At 59.8% G+C, this 25,292-nt stretch carries 19 protein-coding genes; 5 read left to right on the top strand and 14 right to left on the bottom strand.

Going from position 1 to position 25,292, the window contains the following annotated elements; translation table 11 throughout:
- Positions 1 to 78: 78 nt before the first annotated feature.
- From MSL71_RS11450 to MSL71_RS11435, 4 genes are all read left to right on the top strand, one after another.
- Entirely contained in the window at positions 79 to 873 is a 795-nt protein-coding gene (locus MSL71_RS11450) for a hypothetical protein (RefSeq protein ID WP_180140353.1), read from the top strand.
- A gap of 318 nt (positions 874 to 1,191) precedes the next feature.
- A complete protein-coding gene (locus tag MSL71_RS11445; RefSeq protein ID WP_180140351.1) occupies positions 1,192 to 1,791 on the top strand; it encodes a hypothetical protein in 600 nt (199 codons plus the stop codon).
- 355 nt (positions 1,792 to 2,146) lie between these two features.
- A complete protein-coding gene (locus tag MSL71_RS11440) occupies positions 2,147 to 3,043 on the top strand; it encodes an Ntn hydrolase family protein (RefSeq protein ID WP_180140349.1) in 897 nt (298 codons plus the stop codon).
- Positions 3,044 to 3,297: 254 nt separating this feature from the next.
- Complete coding sequence (locus tag MSL71_RS11435; RefSeq protein ID WP_180140347.1) at positions 3,298 to 4,155, top strand: class I SAM-dependent methyltransferase; 858 nt, start codon at positions 3,298 to 3,300, stop codon at positions 4,153 to 4,155.
- 220 nt (positions 4,156 to 4,375) lie between these two features.
- On the opposite strand, the gene MSL71_RS11430 is transcribed toward MSL71_RS11435, so the two are convergent.
- Complete coding sequence (locus tag MSL71_RS11430) at positions 4,376 to 4,687, bottom strand: CC/Se motif family (seleno)protein (protein WP_264175388.1); 312 nt, start codon at positions 4,685 to 4,687, stop codon at positions 4,376 to 4,378.
- A 353-nt stretch (positions 4,688 to 5,040) separates the two neighbouring features.
- On the opposite strand from MSL71_RS11430, the gene MSL71_RS11425 reads away from it, so the two are divergent.
- On the top strand, positions 5,041 to 5,907 hold the full coding sequence (locus MSL71_RS11425) for a YitT family protein (RefSeq protein WP_180140343.1): 867 nt from the start codon (positions 5,041 to 5,043) through the stop codon (positions 5,905 to 5,907).
- Between the two features lie 152 nt (positions 5,908 to 6,059).
- Here MSL71_RS11425 and MSL71_RS11420 read toward each other — a convergent pair whose 3' ends face one another.
- From MSL71_RS11420 to MSL71_RS11360, 13 genes are all read right to left on the bottom strand, one after another.
- Entirely contained in the window at positions 6,060 to 6,629 is a 570-nt protein-coding gene (locus MSL71_RS11420; RefSeq protein ID WP_180140341.1) for a chemotaxis protein CheD, read from the bottom strand.
- A 10-nt stretch (positions 6,630 to 6,639) separates the two neighbouring features.
- On the bottom strand, positions 6,640 to 7,716 hold the full coding sequence (locus tag MSL71_RS11415) for a protein-glutamate methylesterase/protein-glutamine glutaminase (protein ID WP_180140339.1): 1,077 nt from the start codon (positions 7,714 to 7,716) through the stop codon (positions 6,640 to 6,642).
- Positions 7,685 to 8,584 (bottom strand): CheR family methyltransferase, encoded by a 900-nt coding sequence (locus tag MSL71_RS11410; protein WP_180140337.1) that lies wholly within the window; start codon positions 8,582 to 8,584, stop codon positions 7,685 to 7,687. The genes MSL71_RS11415 and MSL71_RS11410 overlap by 32 nt, the downstream gene beginning before the upstream one ends.
- 68 nt (positions 8,585 to 8,652) lie before the next feature.
- Complete coding sequence (locus MSL71_RS11405; protein WP_246317770.1) at positions 8,653 to 9,159, bottom strand: chemotaxis protein CheW; 507 nt, start codon at positions 9,157 to 9,159, stop codon at positions 8,653 to 8,655.
- A gap of 140 nt (positions 9,160 to 9,299) precedes the next feature.
- Positions 9,300 to 12,293: a methyl-accepting chemotaxis protein gene (locus tag MSL71_RS11400; RefSeq protein ID WP_180140335.1), complete on the bottom strand. Its 2,994-nt coding sequence runs from the start codon at positions 12,291 to 12,293 to the stop codon at positions 9,300 to 9,302.
- Between the two features lie 30 nt (positions 12,294 to 12,323).
- Positions 12,324 to 14,381 (bottom strand): chemotaxis protein CheA, encoded by a 2,058-nt coding sequence (locus tag MSL71_RS11395; RefSeq protein WP_180140333.1) that lies wholly within the window; start codon positions 14,379 to 14,381, stop codon positions 12,324 to 12,326.
- A gap of 25 nt (positions 14,382 to 14,406) precedes the next feature.
- Positions 14,407 to 14,772: a response regulator gene (locus tag MSL71_RS11390; RefSeq protein WP_180140331.1), complete on the bottom strand. Its 366-nt coding sequence runs from the start codon at positions 14,770 to 14,772 to the stop codon at positions 14,407 to 14,409.
- The gene (locus tag MSL71_RS11385) at positions 14,772 to 15,116 is read right to left on the bottom strand and encodes an STAS domain-containing protein (protein ID WP_180140329.1); all 345 of its coding nucleotides are present in this window, start codon (positions 15,114 to 15,116) and stop codon (positions 14,772 to 14,774) included. Before MSL71_RS11385 ends, MSL71_RS11390 begins: the two co-directional genes overlap by 1 nt.
- 18 nt (positions 15,117 to 15,134) lie before the next feature.
- Positions 15,135 to 16,994 carry a hypothetical protein gene (locus tag MSL71_RS11380; RefSeq protein WP_180140327.1) on the bottom strand — a complete coding sequence of 620 codons (1,860 nt, stop codon included), beginning with the start codon at positions 16,992 to 16,994 and terminating at the stop codon, positions 15,135 to 15,137.
- 491 nt (positions 16,995 to 17,485) lie between these two features.
- On the bottom strand, positions 17,486 to 18,817 hold the full coding sequence (locus tag MSL71_RS11375; RefSeq protein ID WP_180140325.1) for a sigma-54-dependent transcriptional regulator: 1,332 nt from the start codon (positions 18,815 to 18,817) through the stop codon (positions 17,486 to 17,488).
- Positions 18,818 to 19,181: 364 nt separating this feature from the next.
- The gene (locus MSL71_RS11370) at positions 19,182 to 21,182 is read right to left on the bottom strand and encodes a methyl-accepting chemotaxis protein (RefSeq protein WP_246317779.1); all 2,001 of its coding nucleotides are present in this window, start codon (positions 21,180 to 21,182) and stop codon (positions 19,182 to 19,184) included.
- 397 nt (positions 21,183 to 21,579) lie between these two features.
- Positions 21,580 to 23,352, bottom strand: coding sequence for a sigma-54-dependent Fis family transcriptional regulator (locus MSL71_RS11365; RefSeq protein WP_180140321.1), 1,773 nt, complete (start codon positions 23,350 to 23,352; stop codon positions 21,580 to 21,582).
- Between the two features lie 12 nt (positions 23,353 to 23,364).
- A complete protein-coding gene (locus tag MSL71_RS11360; RefSeq protein WP_180140320.1) occupies positions 23,365 to 25,242 on the bottom strand; it encodes an ATP-binding protein in 1,878 nt (625 codons plus the stop codon).
- Positions 25,243 to 25,292: the final 50 nt, after the last annotated feature.

The raw sequence follows: 25,292 nt of genomic DNA, 5'->3' as shown, positions 1-25,292 counted from the left end.
CGTTTGGCCCCCGGCAGGGCCGCCGGAGGCTGTTTGTTGGAGCTGAACAGATACAACCACAGCCAAAAGGAGCTCATCATGCACACACCCCGGGGATTCTTCGTGCTTTACCAGCCCCCTTACCGAACCCCTTGCATTTTCGATCTCAACGCCCGCGGCATGTTCCCCCAGCGCCCCCCGGTGACCCGGGCCTGGGGCATGCGTGCCGTTGTCGCCGAGGACCTTCGGGTCGCACTCCAGATCCTTTACCTTACCGAAAAGCAGGCCGTGGACCCCGCCACCGGCCGAACATACCCCTGGGCCGTCACCGAGATCCTCATGGACCTGCCGGGCGACCTCACCCTGTCCCCGGAAGCCCTTGAAGAAAAAATCACGGACAACGCCCTCCGCCAGGGCATCACCGATGAGTTCACCACCTGGCGTACCGGGTACGTCCCCACAGGGGACAACGGGTCCCCGGACATGGGGGCGCTTTCCCGCAAGCTCAAAGCCGGCCTTGCCGAAAACAAGGACCACCTGCGCAGCGACCTGGCGCGCCGCAATGCCCCCTGGATTTATGCGGCGCTGCCCCGCCTTGTCCAGGACTTCAAACGCGGCCTCTACCTCCGCGTGGCCGACACCCTCTACCCCGATTACCGCAACCGGGGCGGCGAGGACACCGAAGAGGCTTTCCTCAAAAAGGCCATGCTCTTTCAACGGATTTACGACACCAACGGCACCCCGGGGTCCAAGCCAGACGGAACCGCCTGGAAGGATGATGACGAGACCTGGGAGTGCTGGATCGGCTGCGCCGGAGACGAAGAGGAGGCCAAACGGGTCTGCAAAACCCTGGAGGCGATCCTCCGCCCCCTGGAAAAAACCCTGACAGCTTAGCCCGTGCAGTTCACGGAACGGGTGCCCCACAGCCAAGATAACATCATACGTGTTCACGATTAGCCGTTTTCCCATAAACGATCGGGGAGAGGCGCCCCCAGGTCGAAACGGAACCGGTCACACCGGTGCCCTCCCCTTTTTTGACCGGGAGCGTCCACAGGAAAAAGCCCTTCGAAAATCCGTTTGCAAAACAGGGGGGCCTGGTTTATTGCTTAACCAGCCCGGGACGGTCCGTTGCGACCTTTGAAGACACCCGGGGGGCCTTGACAACACAGGACAAGGCTCCCCACCACACGGCACACACGGAGGGTTGCCCCCATGGAAGACAACGCAAAAAAACCAGTACGCACGCGACCCTGCTCGGACTTCACCGATGCCGTCCTCTCCAACAAACGGGGCCTGCCCCACCTGTCGGAAAAGCTGGCCGACATGCTCAAGTCCAGCGAAGATGCCAAGAAACGAAAAATCTCCTACAGCATCTCCTCCCTGTCCCAGACCCTCATCAAAACCCTCTCTGATGAGGCCGGGGCCACCCAGGGACACCTCGTGGACCTGGCTCCCTTTCTCTTCGGCGCCGTCCTTGAAGATGCCATGGAGCGGCGCAAAGAGGCCCTGGACACCCTGACCCTCCTCACCGGACAGATCAAAAGCAGCCTCAAGGCCTTTTCCGCCCAGGCCCCCCACCTGGCCCCCTATGCGGAGCACATCGCCGCCATGGTCACCGAACTCTGCGCCATGGAGCAGGACGCCGTGGCCTCAAAGAACCACCAGGGCGTCTCACGGGAGAACCACCCTCTCCTGTCCGCTGTTGCCCCCGGCGACACAAAGCCCCCCTACTACAAAGAGATCGAGGCCCTGCTCTCCAGGGAGAGCCGCCTGGAAGCCCTGTTTCAAGCCGCCACCCGGGATGACGAATAGCCTCCACTCCCGCCATTTATCGCACCTTAAACATCCTCAAAGAGAAAATCGGTGCGAACCAATCCCACCAACCCAAATCAAAAGTGCGACAATACACTTGACAACCCTTCCCTTTTCCTCATAAGACATAATTATACTGTGTCACCAAGTTCTCTTCTGCCCCAAACAACCGGACAGCGGGTGCCCCGGCACCATACAAACCCAAACACTTCGCACCAGCACAGACAAAAACAACACCAGCGGTGCGAATGTCAGGTGCAATAAAGCCACCCCGGGCCACCAGTCCCCAACCGGACCCAAGACCAAGGAGTCCATCACTTTTTTTTTAACAGCCACCGCATCACAAGGAGACCCCATGAAACGTCTTACCCGTTCCCTTCTTATTACCGGCCTGACCCTTTTGTGCGCTTCAGGAACGGCCCTTGCCTGCACCAGCTTTGCCGTCTACGCCCCCCAACCCATCTACGGCATGAACTTCGACTATGCCCGATTCCCCATGAAACTTCGCATCGTCACAAAGGGAGACCTGCGCACTTTCCACCTCGCCTTTGAAAAGCAGCTCGGCAAGCAGCGCTTTTTCGCCAACACCGGCGGCATGAACAGCAAAGGCCTCTTCTACGCCTGCCAGGAGTTGCATCCCTTCGATCTCAATCCACCCGAACCCGGAGAGGGCAACCTGCCCTTGTACCTCCTCAACACCATGCCGGAACGTGTCCACACCGTCAAAGAGATCGAAAAAGCGTGCGACGGCACCCACCTGATCCAGCTCAAGGGGGTCACCATCCATACCCTCTTTGCGGATATGACAGGCAGGGCCATGGTGGTTGAAACAGGAAAAAAACAAAACATCCTCAGCCACATGACCGGCAACTATATCGCCATGGCCAACTTCCCCAACCACACCCTCAAGGGGGTAACGTACACTGAGGCCAAGGGGCTCGGAGACTGGCGCTATCAAATCGCCTGCCGATACCTCGAAACGTCCCAAACGGACTTTTCTGTCAACAACGGGCTCACCCTTCTTGAAAAGGCCCAGGACAGGGACCCGATGCACTCCACCGCCTGCTCCATGGTCTTTGCCCCGGCTACCAGCGATGTCTACATCGCCTTTCACGCGGACTTTTCCAAAATCTGGAAGGTCTCCCTCATGGAGGGCACCATCGAGACCTTTCGCGGATTTAAAACCAAAACCAGGCGCCCCTTGGATGAAGACGGCCTTCTGATCTCAGATTTGATAAGCCAAGCCACCTGACCCGGATTCCCTGAAGAGCCAGAAAAGCGACCAGAAAACGACAAATGACATTTTGCATTCCCCAAGCACCTGAGTTTTTCAGGTAACAGCCTGCAATCGTGCATTATTCATCTGTTTTTTATCGTTTTATCATGAAATATCCGGGCTAAAAGCCGGCAAAGTAGAACCATGCCGTCATCATTGGCAACCAAACCCTTTAACCCTGCCTCCGGGGGCCAGCCGGAGGTACGCTGACATGTCACAGTGAGAGCTACATGAAACGATTTTTCCGGTCTGTCATGCAAGGAGGTCAAGTGAATACAATTCAACACGGATTGAAGCAGGTAATGATGTCGTTGATCAGCTTTTTATCGTATGGAAAATGGCAGTTTAAAGAAGCGTACAATACGATTTATCAGGGGCAGAATAAAAGCAGCCAATTTATGAACATTGTAAAAGACGCCTTTGGTGATGAGTTCCCGGAAGATACCGATAATTTCAGTTATGTCACGCTGACCGACTTGAACAATATGGCTGACTTTTCCAAGCTTAAAGAGGGCGATTGCTTTGCTGATCTGGCCTGTGGCCGTGGCGGCCCGGGCATGTGGGTCGCACGTAAAACGAAGGCAAGCCTGACAGGTATCGATATATCCGAAGAGGCGATTACCTCTGCAACTCGACGGATCCAAGAATTCGGATTGGACGGCAGAGCCGAGTTTCAAACCGGTACCTTTGAGGACACCGGTTTGGAAACAGAGAGTTGCGACGGTGCGATCTCAGTGGATGCATTGTGGCTTACGCCGGATAGAAACAAAGCGTTCGTCGAAATTGCACGTATCCTGAAACCAGGAGCACGCCTTGTTTTTACGTCTTGGGACGGAAATATCCCTTTTACGCCAAGCGACCACAAAGGAGAGCTTTCTGATTCAGGATTTGAGGTTGAAATTTATAAAGAAACCGAGGGTTGGAAGGAAAGACAACTGGCTGTCTACGAGGGCGTATTGAGGTCAAAGGACCAGCTGATAAGGGAGATGGGAAAACGCTGCGCCATGCCCATCATCAAAGAAGCCCGCTCCACCCCGCCCGTCATGGAAAAAAGCACCCGGATTTTCGTGGTGGCACGAAAAAAATAGCCCATGCAGGGCCCCCTCCGACACAACGCAAAAAGCCTCCGGCGGCCCTGCCGGGGGCCAAACATTTGAAAAAATCTGACAAACAGGCGTTGATTACCGGAAAGTTTTTGCGGAGCTTTTTTTCAAAAAACGACCCGCCGGAGGCAACTGAATTTTTAAATGCATTGTCCCTTTCGCCCTTCACCCTTAGCCTTTCGCCCTTAGCCCTTAGCCCTTAGCCTTAACTTATCACCACCGCCCCCACGCCCCTCACCACAAGCTCCCTGAAAATCCACTTTTTTTCAAGGCCGATGGTGATGACGCGATCCTCGGGTTCCATGCCCTCGGGGTGCCAGACAGTAATCCCGGAGACCCGGGTGGTGATATAAGACTCGGTATGCAAGGGAGTGCCCCGACGGACCGCCGGGGTGCGGGTGGTTACCTGCCGCATGGCGCATCAGCCCCCCGAAGCGTGGTGGGTTTCCATCCAGACCGTGACCTCACGGCCCTTTTTGACAATGTAGTCCTGTGCGTCCGGGGTGATCTCAAACATAAAAGGTCTCTCCTGCATCAAGGGGTGTAATCCTCAAGGACAAATCCTGCGAGAGCTGATTATAGGCACACACGCAAAAAAAGAAAACGTCTTCCCCTTTTTCAAGGCAAAACGCCTCCCTTCAAAGAAAAAAAGGACCCTTCACCCACCCGCAAAACAGATTTAAATCCCGATAGTTACATAACAACCCCAAACACCGCTGCGGCAACACCCCTCTTTCCCCTTTCCATTGCCCGAAACCGTCTGTATATACCAGCCCATCTTCCGTTGCTCCCCCCTTAAAAAGGGCTGGGTAACGGCCCTGTTGCGAGCCCCCTTCGTTGCCCCTGAGTATGAAATGGAACCACCGAGCCATGACTGACCGAGCCTGGATAATCACCGGAAAAGACGTTGCCAGAAATGTGTGCCTCCTCACCCTGGGAAGCTGCCTGTCGGCCCTCTCCATCAACGGGATCCTCATCCCCAACCACTTCCCCTCAGGCGGCATCACGGGCCTGGGACTGCTTCTGCACTACCAGTTCCCCGAAATCCCCTTTATCCTCTTCTACCTGATGTTCAACGTCCCCCTGTTTGCCGTGGCCTGGAAATACGTGGGGCGGCGGTTTTTCCTGTACAGCCTCCTGGGGCTTACCATCTTCTCCCTGTGCGTTCACTTCATCCAGGTCCCCATCCCCCTGCACGACAAGATGCTCGACGCCCTCATGGCGGGAATCCTCTCGGGTACGGGCCTGGGCATTATCCTGAAGTCCTACGGTTCTTCGGGGGGTACGGACATCCTGTCGGTGCTCCTGCTGAAACGGTTCTCCATCCGCCTCGGCAACACCACCCTTGCCCTGAACATCCTGGTGGTCATCCTCTCCTATGTCCTCTCCACCCTGGACATCATCGTCTACACCATCGTCTTTCTCTACGTAAACGCCAAGGTCCTCAACGTTGTCTTCATGGGGACGAGCCACCGGAAAATCGTGCTGATTATCTCGGAGAAATGGGAGGGGCTCTCGGCACGGATGCTCAAAGAGTTCAGGCGGGGCCTAACCATCATCCACGGGGAAGGGGCCTATTCGCACCGGGACGAAAAGATTCTCTATGCGGTGATTACCCTGCGGGACCTGGGCCGGGTCAAGGACATTATCCGGGAAGTGGACCCCAAGGCCTTTGTGGTGGTCACCGAAACCCTGGACGTCATGAACCCCCGGGTGGGCAACCAGCCTCATTGGTAATGGGGAGCCTCCGGGCTTCGCCCGACATAAACGCTGATGGTTTATGCGGGCTGGATCCCACGCTTCGAAGTCGCAGAATACGTTATCGCTACGTGCCCATTGTCTATTATGGTTTTCATTTTGGGTGCTTGTTTCCCCATGAAACATCCGGGTTAAAACAAAGTCACCCGGGTGGGCTCTTTCACCGAGGCGCGGATCTGTTCGGCCTTTTTCCGCTCTTCCCACAGGAGCTGGGCCGACTTCATGGAGCGGCTCTTCTTGAGAAAGGCATCCCCGGTGCGGGTATGGTAAATAAGCCTCCGCACGTAGATGCCCCCCAGGTCCCGGTTGACCACCGGGATCCCTTCGTTTGCCAGAAAGGTGAGGACAAACTCCGAGAGCTTCTTGCCCACGGCCTGGGCTTCGATGAGGCCGGGAATGACGCTGGCCCCGCCAAAGACCTTGGCCCGGAGATTGTTGCGTTGCCCCCCCCGGGTCATGACCGCGTTGATGAGAAGCTCCATGGCGTTGATCCCGTAGCGTGCCGACAGGTTGAACCGCGTCAGGTCGGCCCGTCCGGGCAACAGGATATGGTTCATCCCCCCCACCCGGGACGCAGGATCGAAGAGGCACACCGAAACGCACGACCCCAGAAGGGTGGAGATCACGGCGGGCTCGCGGCTGGCATAGTACTCCCCGATGGAGAGGGTCACCCGCTTCACAGCCCCCGTGCCACATGGCATGACAGCCTTTTCACGCATGATGGGTCTCGGCGCAGCATGCCAGGACCACCCCGGAGATCTGCTCCAGGGGAACGACCCTGTCCACGCCCCCCAGCTTGATGGCCTCGTTGGGCATGCCGAAGACCACGCAGGAGGCCTTGTCCTGGGCGATGGTCACGGCGCCTGCCTGCTTCATCTCCAACAGGCCCTTGGCCCCGTCATCCCCCATGCCGGTCATCAGGACCCCCACGGCGTTCTTCCCTGCGTACCGCGCAGCAGAACGAAAGAGCACGTCCACCGAGGGCCTATGGCGGGACACCAGGGGCCCTTCTTTCAGCTCCACGTGGTACCGCGCGCCGCTCCGCTTCAAAAGCAGGTGCATATTGCCCGGAGCGATGAGGACCTGCCCCCGCATCACGGGATCCTTGTTCTCGGCCTCCTTCACCGACACCCGGCACAGGGTGTCCAGGCGCTTGGAGAAGGCCTTGGTAAAATGCTCGGGCATGTGCTGGACGATGACCATGCCCGGGGCATCGACGGGCAGCTGCTCTAAAAACACCCGCAACGCCTCGGTGCCCCCTGTGGAGGCCCCGATGGCCACCACCTTTTCCGTGGTCTCCAGCATGGCCCGGGTGGACTTGCACAGGACGGCGTCCGCGCTGAGCTTCGGCTCCACCGACCGCAGCACAGGGGCCTTTTTCACATGGGCAAGGGCCGCGGACTTCACCACGTCACAGATCTGAATGCGTGCCTCCGAAAGAAAGGCCTTGGTACCCAGGGTGGGTTTTCGGATAATCTCAACAGCCCCAAGTTCCAGGGCTTTCAGGGCCGTGGCCGACTGCTCCGCCGCCAGGCTGGAGCACAGCACCACGGGGATGGGGTGCTGGGCCATCAGTTTTTCCAGAAAGGTGAGGCCGTCCATCTTCGGCATCTCCACATCCAGGGTAATGACATCGGGCACCGCCTCCCTCATCTTCCGGGCGGCGTCATAGGGATCCGAGGCCGTGGCCATCACCTCGATACCCTCATCGCTTTCGAGGATTTCGCACAGGGTTTGACGCACCAGGGCGGAGTCGTCAACAACCAGAACCCGTACCTTCTTTTTCATGCGTTCTCACTTTTTTATATACGGTGGGCGCCACCGGGACCAGGGGCAGCATCTTGCAATCCAGGAACTCCGAATGCCCCATGAACAGGTGCCCACCCGGTGCAAGCCGGTCACAGAGTCTCAGCATCAGCTGCTGTGTGGTCTCCGTGTCAAAGTAAATGGTGACGTTGCGACAGAAGATGATATCCATGGCCCGGTCAAGCCGGTACTCCGAGTCCATGAGGTTGAGCTGCCGGAACATCACTTTTTTTCTCAGGCCGGGCACGATCCGCACCTGGTGACGCCGGGGGTCCTTGCTCTTCAACAGGTACTTTTTCCTCAGGGCCAGGGGCACGGGGGCGATCTCCGAGGCGTCGTAAACGCCCCTGCGAGCCACCTCCAGCACGCGGGTGGAGATGTCCGTGGCCAGGATGGAGAAGTCAAACCCCGGGTTGCTCCGGGCAAACTCGCTCAGCACCATGGCCAGGGTATAGGGCTCATCCCCCCGGGAGCAGGCGCAGCTCCAGACCTTCAGCTTATGCCCCGCCCCCACCCGGCGCGAGCCCATGATGGCGGGCAGGACCTCATCCACCAGACAGGTGAAATGATTCGCCTCCCTGAAAAAATCGGTTTTGTTCGTCGTCACCTCATCAATGAAGTGAGAGAGCTCCTTTTCCATGCCCTCGGGGCTGAACAGGTAGTCGCAGTACTGGGCGTAGGACCCCATATCCAGGCGGCTCAAGCGCTTGCAGAGGCGCGCCTCGATCATCCCTTTTTTCACATCCGGCACCTTGATGCCGAACCGCCCGTGGATAAAGCGTGCAAGAACCCTGAAATCCCGCGTGGAAAGATGGGGATGAAACGAGGCCCTGCGACGTTTAGAGGCCATGGGCGGCTCCTCTCCCCGGTCGGTCCCCGGGAGACGGTCTCTGGTGAGGTTCATGGGCGTCAGGTCCTTTAGGCTTCGGCCGCAAGGCCGGTCTCCTGAACCCCGGAGAGTTCGTCTGCGGAAAAGACCCTGTCGATGTCGAGGATGATGATGAACTCGTCGTTTTTCTTGCCCATGCCCTTGATAAACTCTGTCTTCAGGCGCGTGCCGATGCGCGGGGCCGGCTCGATCTGATCCGGCTCAAGGTCCAGGACCTCCCGCACGGAGTCGGCCAGGGCGCCGATGAGGGCCCGCTCCCCGTCGATGTCGGTTTCCATGATGACAATGCAGGTGTTGACGCCCTTTTCCGTTGCCGGCATCCCGAACTTGAGCCGCAGGTCCACAACGGGCACCACACCGCCCCGCAGGTTGATGACGCCCCGCATAAAGTCCGGCATCCTGGGCACGGTGGTGATCTCCGTGTAATCCAGGACCTCCCGGACCTGCATGATATCCAGGGCATACACCTCCCCGTGGAGCATGAACGCCAGGAAACGGCCTGTCTCTGTGATCCCTTCGATGGTCATAATCTTCATATCTCTCGTCAACCCGTTTCACGGTGCGGGCCTGCCCCCTGGGCTTTCGGGGAGCAGGGCCTTTCCGGTGCATCGCGCCCGGCGCGGCACCAGAAAAGGCGACCCGCATCGTCAAACGGTGGTGTTGATCCATGCCCGAGTTAGTACTTCTCGAACTCGTCGTCCAGGGCGTCCCCGTCGGAGCCGCTCCCAAGGTCCAGGTTCACCCCGGTCACGGCCGGCTCCGCTTTACGGGGAGCCGGAGCGGCAGCCACTTTCTCGGTCGCCTTGGAGGGCATCTTGATGCCCGCAGGCTTGCCGGACTTTCTGGCTTTACCGGAGTCACCCACCTGCTTCACCGTAAAGAAGTCGATGGCCTCCTGGAGCTGCTCGGCCTGGGCTGACAGCTCTTCGGCGGTGGCCGACATCTCTTCGGAGGCCGAGGCGTTCTCCTGGATCACCTGGTCGAGCTGCAGGATGGCCTGGTTGATCTGCTCGGCCCCGGTGTTCTGCTCGTTGGAGGCGGCGCTGATCTCCTGCACCAGCTCGGCGGTTTTGCGGATGTCCGGGACAATGCGGTCGAGCATCTCCCCGGCCCGCTCAGCCACCTCCACGCTGGAGGAGGAGAGCTCCCCGATCTCAGCTGCTGCAGACTGGCTTCTCTCGGCAAGCTTTCGCACGGCATCGGCCACCACGGCAAACCCCTTGCCGTGCTCCCCGGCCCGGGCCGCCTCGATGGCCGCGTTCAGGGCCAGCATGTTGGTCTGGCGGGCGATCTCCTCAATGATGGAGATCTTCTCGGCGATCTCTTTCATGGCCGAGACCGTCTTGCCAACGGCCACCCCGCCTTTTTCCGCGTCCCCTGCGGCCTGGATGGCCAGGCGTTCTGTCTGCTGGGCGTTCTCGGCGTTCTGGCGGATGTTCGAGGCCATCTGCTCCATGGAACTGGAGGCCTCTTCAGCGGCGGCTGCCTGCTCCGTTGCCCCCTGGGAGAGTTCCTCGGAGGCAGAGCTCAGGGCCACACTTCCGGAGGCGACGTTGTCCGCCCCGGTCTTGACGTCGGTGACCGTGGAACTCAGGTTGTCCACCATATGTGTAAGGGCCCGGCCCAGGATGTCTTTGTCCGACTGGACGGCCACATCCACGGTCAGGTCCCCCTGGGAGATCCGCTCGGCCAGGTTAGCCGTGGCCTTGAGGTTTGAAACCATAAGGTTCAGGGCATCGGACAGGGCACCCACTTCGTCCTTCTGGTCCACGTCCGAGGTGACATCCAGGTCCCCTTTGGCAACAGCCTTGGCAACAGCCACCCCTTTGAGCACCGGCGTCACGATGCCGCTTGCAACCACCAGGGCAATGACGGCCACGATGACAGCCATGACAACCCCCATGATCAGGATGGAGACCAGCAGTTTGTTGATGGGGGCCACCACCTCGTCTTTTTCCACCTCGGCCACAATGGCCCACACCGTGTCTTCAATGCTGATGGTGGAAAAACTGGAGAGCATCAACTTGCCCCGGTAGTCCTCGCGGATGTTCCGCCCGGTCTCCCCGGCAAAGGCGCTTCTGGTGGAGACCGTGTCCACGCGCCCCTTGGCCGGGTTGGCAAAGGAGGCTGCAACGGAAAAGTTCTCGGGGTCGGTGAGGGAGTCCGAGCGCATCAGCAGGTCGCTTCCCACCAGGTAGACCTCCCCGGTCTGCCCCATGCCCGTGCGCTCGTTCATGATGGCGTTGATGGCGCTCACCGAGAGCTGAAGGGCCACGATAAGCTCCACGTCGCCGTTGTGGTTGAGGACAGGCTGGGCGATAAAGGAGCAGGGCTCGTTGTTGCTGGGCCCGTAGGGCTCAAAATCGACAATGTGAAGGGCCTTGTCTTTAATGACCCGGCGCACGAGCTTGCCGAGGCCGGAGCCCGCGTATTTCCCGGAAACCATGTTGGAGTCGTAGTCGGCCCGTCTCAGCACCGAGTAGAACACGTTGCCCTCGGGATGAATCAGGTAGAGGTCCTGGTACCCGAACTTCTTGAGGTACCCGGTGTAGTAGTCTTCAACCTGGCCGGTGAGCCTGGGGGCGATGGCCTCTTCCAGGTCCTCCTTGGAGATCATGGCCCAGTTGAGTCCCGGGATCTCAAGGGGCTTGTAGCTCACCATGGTCAGCTTTCCCGTGGAGTCGGTGTAGACCCCGGAACCGGTTTCCCCCCCCAGGGCCTTGGCCATGTAGTCGGTGGCCTGGCCGGTGAAGTCATGGCCCATGCTGTAGAGGGTCTCGCCGCCTGCCACGATGGAGCTTCGGGCCAGGGTTTTGCCCCCCTGGCGCCCCAGAAGATAGGTGGCCCCGCTTTTTCCCATGCCGTGGCGGTTGTGCACGATGGCGTTCAAGGGCCCTTCCGAGAGCCTCAGGGCCACCACCGCCACCACCGAGCCCGACCCATTGCGGACCGGTGCCCCCACAAAAGCGACCTGTCGGCCCTGGTCCGGGGTGTAGGCGGAGAAATCCTCCATGACCACGCCCTTGGTATCCACCACGCGAGCCCAGAGTCGTGCCAGCCCCTCCCGGTTCTGGGGTCCGCTCACCAGGTTCGTGCCCAGGTCCGGGCCCTGGGCGCAGCTGAACATCACCTGCCCGTGGTCGGCGCTCAAGAGGAGCAGGTCATCGTAACCCGACCGCTTGATATACTCCGTGAGAAACCCGCCGTGGGTGCTCACCAGGGACCGATACGCCTCGGTGTTCACGGGAAAAGGCTGGGCCGGGCCTGCCTTGGCAGCGTCCCGGTAAGCGGAGAGGGTCTTGTAAAATCCCTGGACATCCTCGCTCGCCGACAGGGAGGCCATCTCGTTTTCCAGGGTGTTGATGAAGGTCTCCATCTCCCCGGCCTTGAGGGCCTGCACCGCATTGAGTTTTGCAAAGGCGTTTTGCTTCAGGACGTCCACGGACTCCACCAGGCCGCTGATATCGGCTTTGCGGCCGTCAAACAGTTTTGTTACCTGCCGTTCCCGAATGACGCGCACTGCCTCCAGCTTGTTGAAAGCCTCTTCGGTGAGGGCCTGGCTTGCCAGGTGTCCGGCCCACCACCCGCCGATGGCCATGGGAACGATGCCGATGAGTAAAAACAACCCGATCAGCTTGGGCTTCAGCCTGATATTTTTTATTTTAAGCATCTGGAACTCCTTTTCTTAAGAAAATCCGATTCACAGCTTTGAATCCAACAACTTGTTGACATCCACGATCAAGGCCACCGAGCCGTTGCCCAAAATGGTGGCCCCGGAGATGTCCGGGGCGTTTTTAAACGCGCTTCCCATTTTTTTGATGACAGCCTGCTGGCTGCCCACCACGGAATCCACCACCACCCCGACCCGCTGGCCGCTGGCCTCCATGACCACCACCTGTTCCAGATCGGGCTTGGCAGCGTCCACGGCATACTCTTCCCGGAGCCGGATATAGGGCACCAGCTCACCGCGGATGCTTAAAAAGCGGGTTTCCCGGGCCGCCTCATCCGGGGGCAGCTCCACGCACTCCTCCACGGCGGTGAGGGGAAAGATAAAAAAGCCCTCCCCCAGGGTCACGAGCAACCCTTCGATGATGGCAAGGGTCAGGGGGAGTTTCAGGGTGATGGTGGTGCCGACGCCGGGGGTGCTGTCCACATCGATGGTACCCCGCAACTGCTCGATGCTTTTTTTCACCACGTCCATGCCCACCCCGCGGCCGGAGATGTCCGAAACCTGACTGGCCGTGGAAAACCCCGGGGCAAAAATCAGGTTGTTGATCTCCTTGTCCGTCAGGTCGGCATCCGGCAGGATCAGCCCCTTTTCAAGGGCTTTTTGCCGGATCGCCTCGGGGTTGAGCCCCTGTCCGTCGTCTGAAATGCGGATGAGCACGTTGCCGCCTGAGTGCTCCGCCGCAAGGTGAATGGTGCCGAAGGGCTTTTTCCCGGCCCCCTGGCGCTCGTCGGGCAACTCGATACCATGGTCGATGCTGTTGCGAAGGATATGCACCAGGGGATCCTTGAGGTGCCCGATGACTGTCTTGTCCAGCTCGGTCTCCTCCCCGGAGGTGGTGAGCTCGATCTTTTTTCCCAGCTCGGCCGAGAGGTCCCGCACCAGGCGCCGGAACGTGGAAAACGTGGTTCCGATCTGCAGCATGCGCATGCCCATGGCGTTGTCCCGAAGGCTGCCGGTGAGCATCTCGATCTCCTCGGCAATGGAGACCAGGTCCACGTCGTTGGCGGCAATGGCCTTCTGACTGAGGCGGGCCTGGGCGATGACGAGTTCTCCCACCAGGTCCACAAGGTCGTCGAGCTTGTCCGCCGACACCCGGATGCTGGTGGCAAGGGCCTCCTCCTTTCGCCTGGAGATCTGCTTCCTTGCCGCATCCTGCTCCATGAGGGCGGAGCTCACCGCCGCCTGGCTGGTGACCTTTTCCGCCACCAGGATCTCCCCCAGCAGGTTCTGCCGTTTCAGGGCCTTGTCCAGATCCTCTTCGGAGAGGTCTCCCCGCTTGAGGAGGATCTCGCCGATCCTCTCTTCGGCGGCATCGTCATCTATGCGCCCGATGACGAGTTCGCACTCGTCCTCCACAAAGATGAACACGTCCCGGATGGCATTTTCGGCCTGGTCCGTGGTGAGGACAATATCCCAGAAGACGTAGCAGGACTCCGGGTCCATCTCCGATAAGGGGGGGATCTTGTCGGTGTGGGCCACCACACTGCACTCTCCGAGTTCCCGCAGTTCGTCGATGAGGTGAATGGGGTTGGTGCCCCCGGCAAAGATCCCGGGGTCCGGGCGAAACCGGATACGATAGGAGGTCAGGGCCCCGGCAGGAACCGGCACGTCCTCGTCTTCCTGGGAGAGCTCCGCCGGACAGGCCTCCCCGGGGCTCTCCGGCTCCGGGATCAGTTCCCTGAAAGCCCGGATGATCTCCTCTTCCCGGAGAGCATCGCCCTCTTCCTCCGACTCCAGAAGATCCCGGATGTGGTCCCCTGCCGACAGGGTGAGGTTGATGAGTTCCTTGGTAACGCGGACCTTGCCTTCCCGCACCAGGTCGAAAACGGTCTCCACGTTGTGGGTAAAGGCGGCGATGGCATCAAAGCCGAACATCGCCCCCGAGCCCTTGATGGTATGCATGGCCCGGAACACGCGCCCTATGAGCTCCATGTCCTCGGGGTACTCCTCAAGCTCCAGCAACGAGGCTTCGAGTTCGGTCAGCAGCTCACAGGCTTCCGCTTTATAGGCTTCTTCTTGTACATCCATGACGCAACTCCTGATGAGCCCTTGGTTACCTCAGCACTTTTTTCACCACGCCAAGAAGCTGCTCGGGTTTAAACGGCTTGATGATCCAGCCCGTGGCCCCGGCCTTTTTCCCCTCTTTCTTTTTTTCGTCCTGGGATTCGGTGGTCAGCAGGATGATGGGGATGAACTTGTACGGTGCCATGGCGCGGGCCTTGCGGATCAGCTCGATGCCGTCCATGCCGGGCATGTTGAGGTCGGTGATGATCATGTCGACCTTTGACGTCGACAGCTTGGCCACGCCCTCCCGGCCGTCTGCGGCCTCCACCACCTCGTAGCCTGCGTTTTTCAAGGTAAAGCCAACCATCTGGCGAACACTTGCCGAATCGTCTACTGTAAGAATCGTCTGAGCCATTATGATACGTCTCCTTTCCAAAAACATGTCTCGCACCGTTGCTCGGCGCAGATCCCCCGGCGGTAAAAACCCGCCTCCACAAGGGCTTCGCGAATCACCTCGCTGTCCGTCCGTTCCTGCAGCAACCGGATCCCCCCGTCTTCCGCCGACCGGCACGCCGCACAAAACAGCTGGATGCCCGAAAGGTCCAGGTGCGATATATTTTCCATATGGACAACCACCTCGGTTGCCTCGGAAACCACCCCCACAAGGAGCTCTTTGAGCTCTGCCGCGTGGGCGATGGTTACGCTGCCTTCAAGGGTCACGGCCGCAGCCGTCCCCGTCATCTTCACCTCGTGATGCATCTGCCCTCCTTCCATGAATCAGAACAGCTCGATATTATCGCCGAAGTCATCGTCGTCCCCCGGTTCCGACCCTTGGGAGCCGAAGGTGCCGCCCCCGTCCGGAGCGGATGCGGCACCGCCTGTGTCCCCGGCCATGCAGGCCATGTGAACGCTGCGCTCGGTCTCCATGGTGTACCGGTCCACCAGGCAGTGCTCCGGGATGCGGACCGTGGCCGTCTCGTCCACCCAGGGGGCCAGCAGCCCGTTGGCTTCATCCAGCTGGTCCCTCTGGCGGGTGAGCATCTCCACGAGACTGGGCAGGAAGGTCAGGGCCTCCCTTGCCCTGGCAAAGGTGGTGATCAGCTTTGTGGAGACCTCAAGCAGGCCCGCGGTGCGCTCCTTGATCTGCTCATACAGACTCAGGGTCATGGACACGACACTCGCCTCCGAGGAAGAATCATCGTCCCCTGTGTTGAAAAGCGTCTCCAGCTCCACGCCCTGGATGGTGTCCACAACCGAGGAGATTACTGTCTCCACGGCACCGATGGACTCCTCGGCCTGGTTTGAGAGGGATTTCATCTCCTTGGCCAGCACCGACAGGGAGCGCCCCTCCGTGCCCAGGTGGTTGGCGGCGATGATGGTGTTGAGTGCCTTGTTGTGGGATTCCCGGCTGATGTTGTGCAGGTCGTCGGTGAAGGAAGAGAGGGTGGAGACCGCCTCAAAGGCCTTCTGGTAGATCTCCCCCAACCGGCTCTCAAGGTCCGCGCCCCGCCTTTCCAGGCTCCGGATGTTCGAAAGGTCCGAAGAGAGCATGCCGAAGGGATCTTCCGACGCGTCCCTGCGGGTCTCCCGGGCTGCGGCCGGGTCACCCATGTTGGTGAGGTACCGGGTCAACTGGGTGATGTCCCCGACGATCCCCTCCATGGCCACCCGGGTCTGGCCGTACACGGCATCCACATCGGCGATGAGCTGCTCGATCTGTGCACGTTGAAGACCGATGAGGGCATGGGCGGTGGCCACATCGTCGGCGCGACCCTGCCCGCTGTCCAGGCAGGCGGTCTCCGGGTTGCAGAGCCGGTCCACTTCGCTCAGGCCCGACACGATATGCTCGATGCGCTGGCGCATGGAGTCGTGGAGCTGAACCCCCACCACAATCTTTTCCACCTCCCGGAAAATCCCCCGCGACATGCGCTCGGCATCTTCCACCAGGCCGAAGGAGTAGCCCATGAGCTCTTCGATTTGTTCAATGGAGTTTCCTGCGGAGTGTTCGGCCAGATCGGCCAGGCCGGTGATCTCGACGATCCCGCCCGATATTTCGGTAAACATGGCCTCGAAGCGGTTTTTTGAGGCCACGGTCAGTTCGTGGATGCTCTTTGAGACACGGATCATCTCTTCGGAGAGCGTTTTGATCTCCCCGGCGATCACCGAAAAATTCTCATCGGAGATATCGGACCGGGAGGTCTCGATGAAAATGTTTAATGCAACGGCCCGTAAGTACCGCGCCACCCCGTCAATTTCGCCCCGCCTCGCGTCCAGCTGTTCAAAGGAGCCCAGGACCTCTTTGACCGGATTGGACTTGGACACGGCATTGTCCCGGCACCGCTTGAGAAGGGCCAGGGACTGATTCACCGAGGCCCCGACGGACCTGAGGGAGTGATCTCCGCTGTCGTCACCGATCAGCTCGGCCACTCCCACCGCATCCCGCATCAGCACCGTCACATACTCGTAACCGGACTGAAGCCCTTGGCCGAGCCCCATAAAATCGGCCTCGGAACCCGTACTGGCGGCTTCAAGCCCCTCTGTTACGGATGACACATGGCGAATGACGCCCGGAAAAATCTCTTGTTGCACGGTTTGCCCATCATCAACAGCCAGAACAGTCTTATCACTATCTTTCACATACATCTCCAAACCCAGCCGTTATCAATTCCACCATGGATACTCGGGTGCCACCGTAAACCAACCCCTTTCCCGTTTTCTGTCAGGAAGCCATGGACCGCCTTCCTGTCTCACCCTGTACTCAAAGCCGCCGGTACCCCCTTCAAGCCACCGGCAGGCCTCATCAGTTCCTTCTCGCCATGTCTGCGCCCTTTTCTTTAGCAAAACCAGGGCCACATCACGCAAAAAGACCATAACCCCCTATTGGACAATGCAATACGCACTCGAGACCGGAGCAGCCGGACCGTTTTTCCCTGTCTGAATTGTTTTATCGGAGAATGAAAGGCGACCGGCGGGGAAGGCAAGGAAAGGCTAAGTCATGGAGGAAACACACCCTGAACGGCGTTCAGGCACGCAGAAACAAAAATTCCTTTATGAGAGAACCATTCTCAAATAAGAGAATAGACCCCTCCTACAGGAACAAAGACAACATTTTCAACGCATTGGGCGAATCACCGGCTCTCGTCACCCATGTCCACCCCATGCTGCTTAAGCAGTTTATACAAATAGGACTTGGAAAGCCCGGATATCCCACAGGCCCGGTCCTTGTCCCCCTCTGCCGCCCGAACCAGCCGCTGCAGGTACGCCCTGGTGCTGTCGGCCTGGTGCTGCCGAAAGCTGGGCAGATCCCGGACCTCCCCCCTGCTGCCGCGGTCTCGCATGGCGTGGCCCACCCGGGACAGGCGAACAAAGGGAGGCAGGTGAAAATCGTAGAGCAGGTCGTAGTTCCAGGCACTGGCCAGGACCTTGTCCATGACAACCAGCAGTTCACGGACATTGCCAGGCCAGTCGTAACTCACCAGGGTATCCACAAAACAGGGAGAAAACCGTTTCTCCGGCAGGGATCTCTCCTGGCAGAACCGGTCCGCGCAACGGGCGGCTATGGCCTTGATATCGTCCCGGCGATCCCTCAGCGGAGGCACCTCGATGTCGACACCCTTGAGGCGGTACATCAGGTCCGCACGGAAGGAGCCCTCCTTGACCATGCGATCCAGGTCCCGGTTCGTGGCGGAGATGAGCTTAAACGACGAGGTGATGACCGTGTCCGACCCCACCGGGCGAAACTCATGCTCCTGGAGGAACCGAAGAAACTTTTTCTGCACGGACAGGGACATCTCCCCCACCTCGTCCAGAAAGAGGGTGCCCCCGTCGGCATGGCGGATGAGCCCTTTGCGGCTGGCGTCCGCCCCGGTAAAGGCCCCCCTGTCATGCCCGAAGAGCATGCTCTCGGCCAGGGGCTTGGCAATGGTGGCACAATCCACCACCACAAGGGGCTTCTCACGCCGGGAGCTGTTTTCATGAATCGCCCGGACAAAGAGCTCTTTGCCCGTGCCGGACTCCCCGGTCACCAGGACATTGGCGTCGCACTCCGCGGCCTGGGCCGCAAGCTCCAGGGCCTTTCTGATGGGGCGGGAGCTTCCCACGATGCCCTCCCTGTTGAACCGCACCTCCTTGCTTGCCTGCAGCTTGCGCCGCCTGTACTCCGAAGCACGGGCCATGACCAGCAGGAGCTCATCGCTGGAAAAGGGCTTTTGCATGTAGTCCCAGGCACCGTTTTTAAGGGCGGCTTCAGCGCTTTTCATGTCGGCATTTTCCGTGATGACGATCACCTCGGGCTCCGACGGAAGATCCAGAAAGGCCGCCACGGGGTCCACGCTGTGGCCGTCCGGCGCCACCTCATCAAAGAGCACCAGCTCAACCTCGGACGCCGCCGCCGCTTTGAGCCCCTCTTCCACCGTTGTCACGCAATCGGCCGAGCCGCCGAAGCACTCCAACGCGTTCATCAGATCATTGTCCCTTGAACAGCCGCAATCAACAACGAGAACCTGCACCGTCACCTCACACCCATCAGGGTGCAGCCGGGGCACGCCCGGACACACCATCTTTTTTCCTCATCAGAAACGCCTCCTCAACCCGGCCTGAAGTACTTAAAACAGAAACAGCGCCCCCCCCGGATATCGTGATCTTTTACTAAAATTATCGTCAAACATAAATGTTAAAAAGCGGTAACTATTCTTCACAATCAAGGCTCCGTAGTCCCTGCCGGGGGCCAAACTTTTAAAAAGTTTGACAAACAGCTCTTTTAAAAATGCAAAATGTAAATCAGGGTTTGCTGCTTGATTTTCTCTCCCTTCAGGTGAGCCGGGCTCAGAGCCTGAAGCGCTCCACCACCGCCGAGAGGGTTTCGGAGAGATGGGCCAGGCCGTCGGCGCTGGCGTTGACCTCGCTGCTGTTTTGCCTCATTTCATCCACAGACCCGTCCACCTGCCCTATATCGGCGGTGATCTCACGGACGACGGCCAGGACCTGCGCCATGCTGTCGTTGACCTGCCTGAACCGCTCCGTGGCTTCGGTGACGTTGCCCGAAATATCCCGGGTCGCCGCCGACTGCTCCTCAATGGCCTTGGCAATGGTCAGGGTGATGTCGTTCACCTCGTGGATGGTGGTGGAGATATCTCCGATCTCGGAGAGGGCCTCACGGGTCCCGTCCTGAATCCCCGTGATCTTGCCGCGGATCTCCCCTGTGGCCTCCTCGGTCTGCCTGGAAAGATCCTTGATCTCCCCTGCCACCACCGCAAATCCCTTTCCCGCCTCCCCGGCCCGGGCCGCCTCGATGGTGGCGTTAAGGGCCAGCAGATTGGTCTGTTCCGAGATCTCGGTGATGGCTTCGGTGACGTTGCCGATCTCTCCGGCAGCCTCCCCGAGGCGGCCCATTTTGCCCGACGCGCTCCCGGCGTTGGCCACCGCCTTTTCGGAAATCTCACGTAATTTGGCTGAGTAATGGGCGATTTCATTGATGGTTGCGGTCATCTGCTCCGTGGCCGCGGCGATCATGGCCATGCTGGCAGAGGTCTCCTCCATGGCCCCTGCAATGGTGTCCATGCTCTCCATGGTGCCCACCGAGGCCGTGGTGATGCGATGGGCCTTTTTGGCCGTCTCCTCGGCGCCTGAGGCCATCTTCTCAGAGATATTTAGCAGGGCCCCGGAGGCGCTGCCCACGGCATGGGCGTTGGAGGACGCATCCGTTACAACGGCATGAATCTTGTCCATGAACATGTTGAACCACCCCGAAAGCTCGGCGATCTCGTCTTTTCCCCGAACCTCCAGGCGCATGGACAGGTCCCCTTCGCCTTCGGCCATCTCCCTGAGGCCCTGGGAGACCCTCTTGACGGGCCGCACCATGGACTCGGCCAGAAAAAACGCAAAAAAGACGGACACCACGAAAAAAATCAATCCCACAAGGGCAAGAGTCCGCAACATGCCCCGGGCATGGGCGAGAATCTCCCCATGCTCAATGACGCCGATGAGCTTCCATCCGGTCCTCGGGGAGGTGTACACATTGATATCGTAATCCCCGCCCTGGCCGTCGGCCCTCAGGTGCCCCGAGGCGGTGTTTGCAATGTGTTCGTACAGCTCCACCCCGCTTCCCGCCAGGCGCGTAAAATTCATCTCAGGATGCCTGGGGTTGGCAAGGATGGTGCCGGTTTTGTCCGCGAGCACCACGTAGCCGCTCTTTCCGAAGGAGATGCCCTCGATCATTGCCGTAAGCCCGGAAAGCTTTACATCAGCGGCCACCACCCCCAGAGCCTTTCCCCCGGGCCCTGTGACGGCCTTGAGCAGACTGAGGTAGGCCTCGCCGTCGGAGGCGCGGTAAAGGTCGGTCACGGCAACCTGGCCCGGATCGGCAAGGGCGCTCCGATACCAGCCGCGGGTGGTGGGATCGTACCCGGGCTTCCTCTCACTGACAGGGCACTGCACATACCCGCCGTAGCGCGTCCCGAAGCTAAAGGAGCCATAGGCGGGGTGGGTATCCAGCATGATCTGGAAATACCGGAACACATCGGCTTCGAGCCCCCCGTTTGCAAGGGGCGTCATGGGGGTGGGCCCGGTGGTTCCACGGTAGGAGGTAAGGCTGTTGTCGTCTTTGAGAAGACGAGGGTCCCTGGCCAGCATGGCTGTATCCGACGCCACAGCGTCTACCAGCAGGGCAATGGTCTCGTCCACCTGCCTGAGCTCGTCACTGGATTCCTGGATAAACAGGGCAAGGGAGCTCTTTGTGAGCCTCGCCCCCGTGATCACGCAGATTGAAACAATGGATACGGCAAGCATCATCACGCAGGCCGCGATGATCTTGCCTTTGATGGTCACTTTCAAACGTCAGTCCCCGGATAAAAAAGTCAGTCAAAAAAACAATCGCCGGGGCGATGAGCTCAAGATGTATGGTGTAGGTGGTTGTGTTCCGCTGCAAAACAGGAAGGAAACAAGAAGAAGGAGTCCCCCTGGAAAACGTATGGATGACGTTTCAAAGGCTTCCCCCGGTGGAGTCATCCGGCTCACCGCCCCGCCGATGCAAAAGAGTCATTGCACAAGGGGTGCCAGACTCGCCAAAGAAGACAAAACCGGTTCATTTTCAAGGGAAATCAAGGAGAATCCCTGCAGGGCAAGGGCCATCCTGAAAGTGCAACAAGTGGCACAACAGAAGAGAGCCCGTCATTATCCAGCTGGAATAACAGCCCTTATCCCGCACTGCCATTTTCTGCACAATTCATGCAGAATTCAGCTGATGGTCCTTCATTTTTTTATAGAAGGTTCGTGCGGGAAGGTTCAGGTACCGGGCGGTGTTGCCCCTGTGCCATCGGTTCTTCTCCAGGGCCATGAGCAGCAGTTTCTTTTCATGGCACTTCATGGCCGCCTGCAGGTCCCGGACATCGGCCTCCTCAGGCTCCGGAACCTCCGTGGGGCTCACCCCTTCAAGCTCAAGGGTCCCCAGGGTAAGGTATCGCCGGACCACGTTCTGAAGCTCGCGGATGTTCCCGGGCCATCCGTACTCCAGCAGGGCATGCATGGATCGGCCGTCCATCACGGCGGCGTCACGCGCCCCGCCCTGGGCGTTGGTGAAGTACTCCACCAGCAGGGGGATGTCTTCCCTTCGCTCCTTTAACGGGGGCAGATAGATGGGGATGATATGGATCCTGTAATAAAAGTCCTCCCGCATGGAACCTGCGCGTACCAGCGCCTCCAGATCCCGGTTGGTGGCCGCGATGATTCGGATATCGGGCTTTTTCACGGCCACGCTCCCCAGGGGAGAGTACCCGCCGCCTTCGATGGCGCGGAGCAGCTTCACCTGGATGTTCAGGCTGATCTCTCCGATCTCGTCCAGAAACAGGGTACCGCCGTCCGCGTGGTCCAGATACCCCGGCTTGTTGCTGTGGGCCCCGCTGAAGGCCCCTTTGGCATACCCGAAAAACTCGCTTTCCAGAAGCTCCTCGGGGATGGCCCCGCAATTCACCGGGACAAAGTGGTTCCCCCTGCGATCACTCATGTCGTGGATGGCCCTGGCCGCAAGCTCCTTGCCCGTGCCGGACTCGCCGTAGACCACCACCCCCGCCTCGGTTGCGGCGGCCTTGGCCACCAGTTCGTAGACGTGCTGCATGGGCACGGATTTGCCGATCATCCCCCCGAACCGGTAGCGGTCCTTCATGGAAGAGCGCAGGAGCCGGTTTTCCGTCCTGAGCAGGGCCGATTCCTCCTCCAGGCGCCGCTCTTTCTCCTTGACCTCGGTGATGTCCCGGACCGTGAGCAGCACCGCGTTACTCCCCTGCCAGGTAATGGCCCGAAGATTCGCTCCCACCCAGAACGCCCTGCCGTCCCCCCCGATGCATTGCCCCTGGAAGGAATCCGGCCCGCCTTCGCCCTCCTCCAGCTGCCGGACCCAGTCCAGCACGACCTCACGCTTTCCCTCCACAAGGTGGTGGAAGGCGTTGCGCCCCACCAGGCACTCGGTGTCCGGGTACCCGAAGATCTCGGCAAAAGCGCTGTTGACAAAGAGGTACCGCCCGTTCTGGGTCAGGGAGATGCCGTCGGCAATCTGCTCGGTGAGAAGCCGGTACTGCACCTCGCTCCGGTCCAGGGCCCGCTCCACCACCACCCGTTTCCTGCGATCGGCCGCATCGCGCAGCTCCCGCTCAATGGCAGGGACGAGGCGATCCAGGCGATCCTTGATCAGGTAGTCGTGGGCCCCCTGCTTCATCACCTCCACGGCCACGTCTTCCCCGAGCACCCCGGAGACCATGATAAAAGGGATGTCCATGCCCGAGGCCTTCCAGAGTTCCAGCGCCTCAATGCCCCCGAACCCGGGCAGGTCGTAATCGGAGATAATGACGTCCCAGCGGCGGGAGGCAAGGGCCCCGCGCATCTCCGCCTCGCCGTCCACCCGCTCGCAATGGGGACGAAGCCCGTCTTTTCGGAGCCTTCGTATAATGAGAAAGGCATCGTCTTCGGAATCTTCGACGATGAGCACGTTCAATGGGTTCTTCATCCGGGTGTGTCCTTAAAGGGTAAAATAAAAAGCGGCGCCGTTGCCGGGAGCGCTCTCCGCCCAGATGGTTCCCCCGTGGCGATGCACGATCCGCTGGGCCGTGGCCAGCCCCACCCCCGAGCCCTGGAACTCATCACCGGAGTGGAGTCGTTGAAACGGCCGGAACAGCTTGTCCTGCCCTTTCATATCGAACCCCACCCCGTTGTCCTTAAAAAAATAGACAGGCTTTCCATGGGTCCGGGCCCCCGACACCCCGAATTCAATGGCCGCGTTCTCCTTCCGAGCCGTGAACTTCCAGGCATTTCCCATGAGGTTGGCAAAGAGAATATGGATGAGGCGTGGGTCCCCCTGGCCCGACACCCCCGGGGCAACGGTGAGCGCCACAACCCGGCCAGGCTGCTGCCGCTCCAGCTCCTTGTGTGTGGACACCGCCAGGCTGGAAAGATTCAGGGGTTCGGTGACCATCTCGCACCGGGTCACCCTGGCCAGGTGGAGGATATCGTCAATAAGGCCCGCCATGTGACGGGCCGCCTTGCGCACCCGGCCCAGGTAGGCCGTTCCCTCGGCGTCCAGGCGAGCCCCATGATCCTCCTCCAGGGCCTGGCAGAACCCGTCGATGCGACGCAAGGGAGCCCGCAGGTCGTGGGACACCGAGTAAGAAAAGGCCTCCAGCTCCCGATTGGCCGCCATCAGAGCCCGATTGGCGGCGGCAAGCTCGCGGGTCCGCGTCTCCACACGCATCTCCAGCTCCCCGGCGTTTGTGAGGATCTCGGCATGGAGCTGGGCGTGGTAGATCACCGTGGCAAGGGAGTTTGCCGCTTCCGTCACGATGTCCAGATGCTCCGACAAAAATCCCCCGGGCCGTTCCTTCCCCACATAGATGGCCCCGATCATGCGCCCCTCGATCACCATGGGCACCCCGGCGCACGACCGGATCCCCCGCAGCGCAAGTTTTCGCGCCCCATGGGAGTCCTGCTCTGAAGTCGCCATGTCCTCCATCACCAGGGGCTCCCCGCGGGTCATGGCCGAAGAGACGTAAAAAGAGGAGAGGGGCATGCAGAGCCCGACGTCGATCTCCGTCTCCTGCCGCGAATACATGGCCTGGAGGGTCCCGGTCCCCATCTCTTCGTCAAAGGTCACGATGGTGGCGCGGTCACACGGCACCATATGAAGGATATGATGCATGGCGGCCTGGGCCACGGCATCCGGGGACCGTACCCCCAGAATGGACTGGTCCATGCGGTGGAGAAGGTCCAGACGCTCCAGGTATCGGTGCTGCATCTCCTCGGCACGTTTCCTCTCGGCCAGGAGTTTTCCCAGAAAAAACACCCACGCCGTCAGGGTGACAAGGGCCATGGAGCAGAGCACCACTGTCAGGACAATGGCGCGATGGTAGGCCGAGCTGATGCGGGACTGAAGCCTGGCGATGACGGCCGAGACCTTTTCATCAAAGAGAAGGGAGAGGCGCTCATGCTCGATCTTGGAAAGGGTCCGAAGGACCTTGTCGGCGTGCATGCCCGCCTCGCCGTAGGTGAGACGGATGATCCGGTTGTAGGTGGCCCGGGCCGAGTCAAAGGTGTCCCTGGGCAACCCGTAGGAGTCGATGGTTTCGGAGATGGAATCCATGTCCGCGTTGAACTGGGCCTTGATGCGATCAATCTGTTCACGGTCCCCGGGGCTCACCAGATCATAAATATAGATACGCGCATGATTCAACCGGCCCTGGATCATCTTGAGCTCCAGGATCCTGTCGTCTGCGTGTTCCACGGTCCGCATCACGTTTTTGACGTTGTAGACCCCCACCAACCCCAGGCAGACCATAAAACAGATCACACACAAAAATGCCAGGAACAGCCGAGACCCGATGACGATGGCCGTCCCTTCTGTCACCTTCGCACCGCCCCTGCTGATTGCCGCCGTCCCTTTCAAGAAAACCTCCG

This window comes from Desulfoluna butyratoxydans (assembly GCF_900699765.1).
Classification (GTDB): Bacteria; Desulfobacterota; Desulfobacteria; order Desulfobacterales; family Desulfolunaceae; genus Desulfoluna; species Desulfoluna butyratoxydans.
The sequence above is the reverse complement of the archived record's forward strand: the minus strand, read 5'-3'. Positions and strand labels throughout refer to the sequence as shown.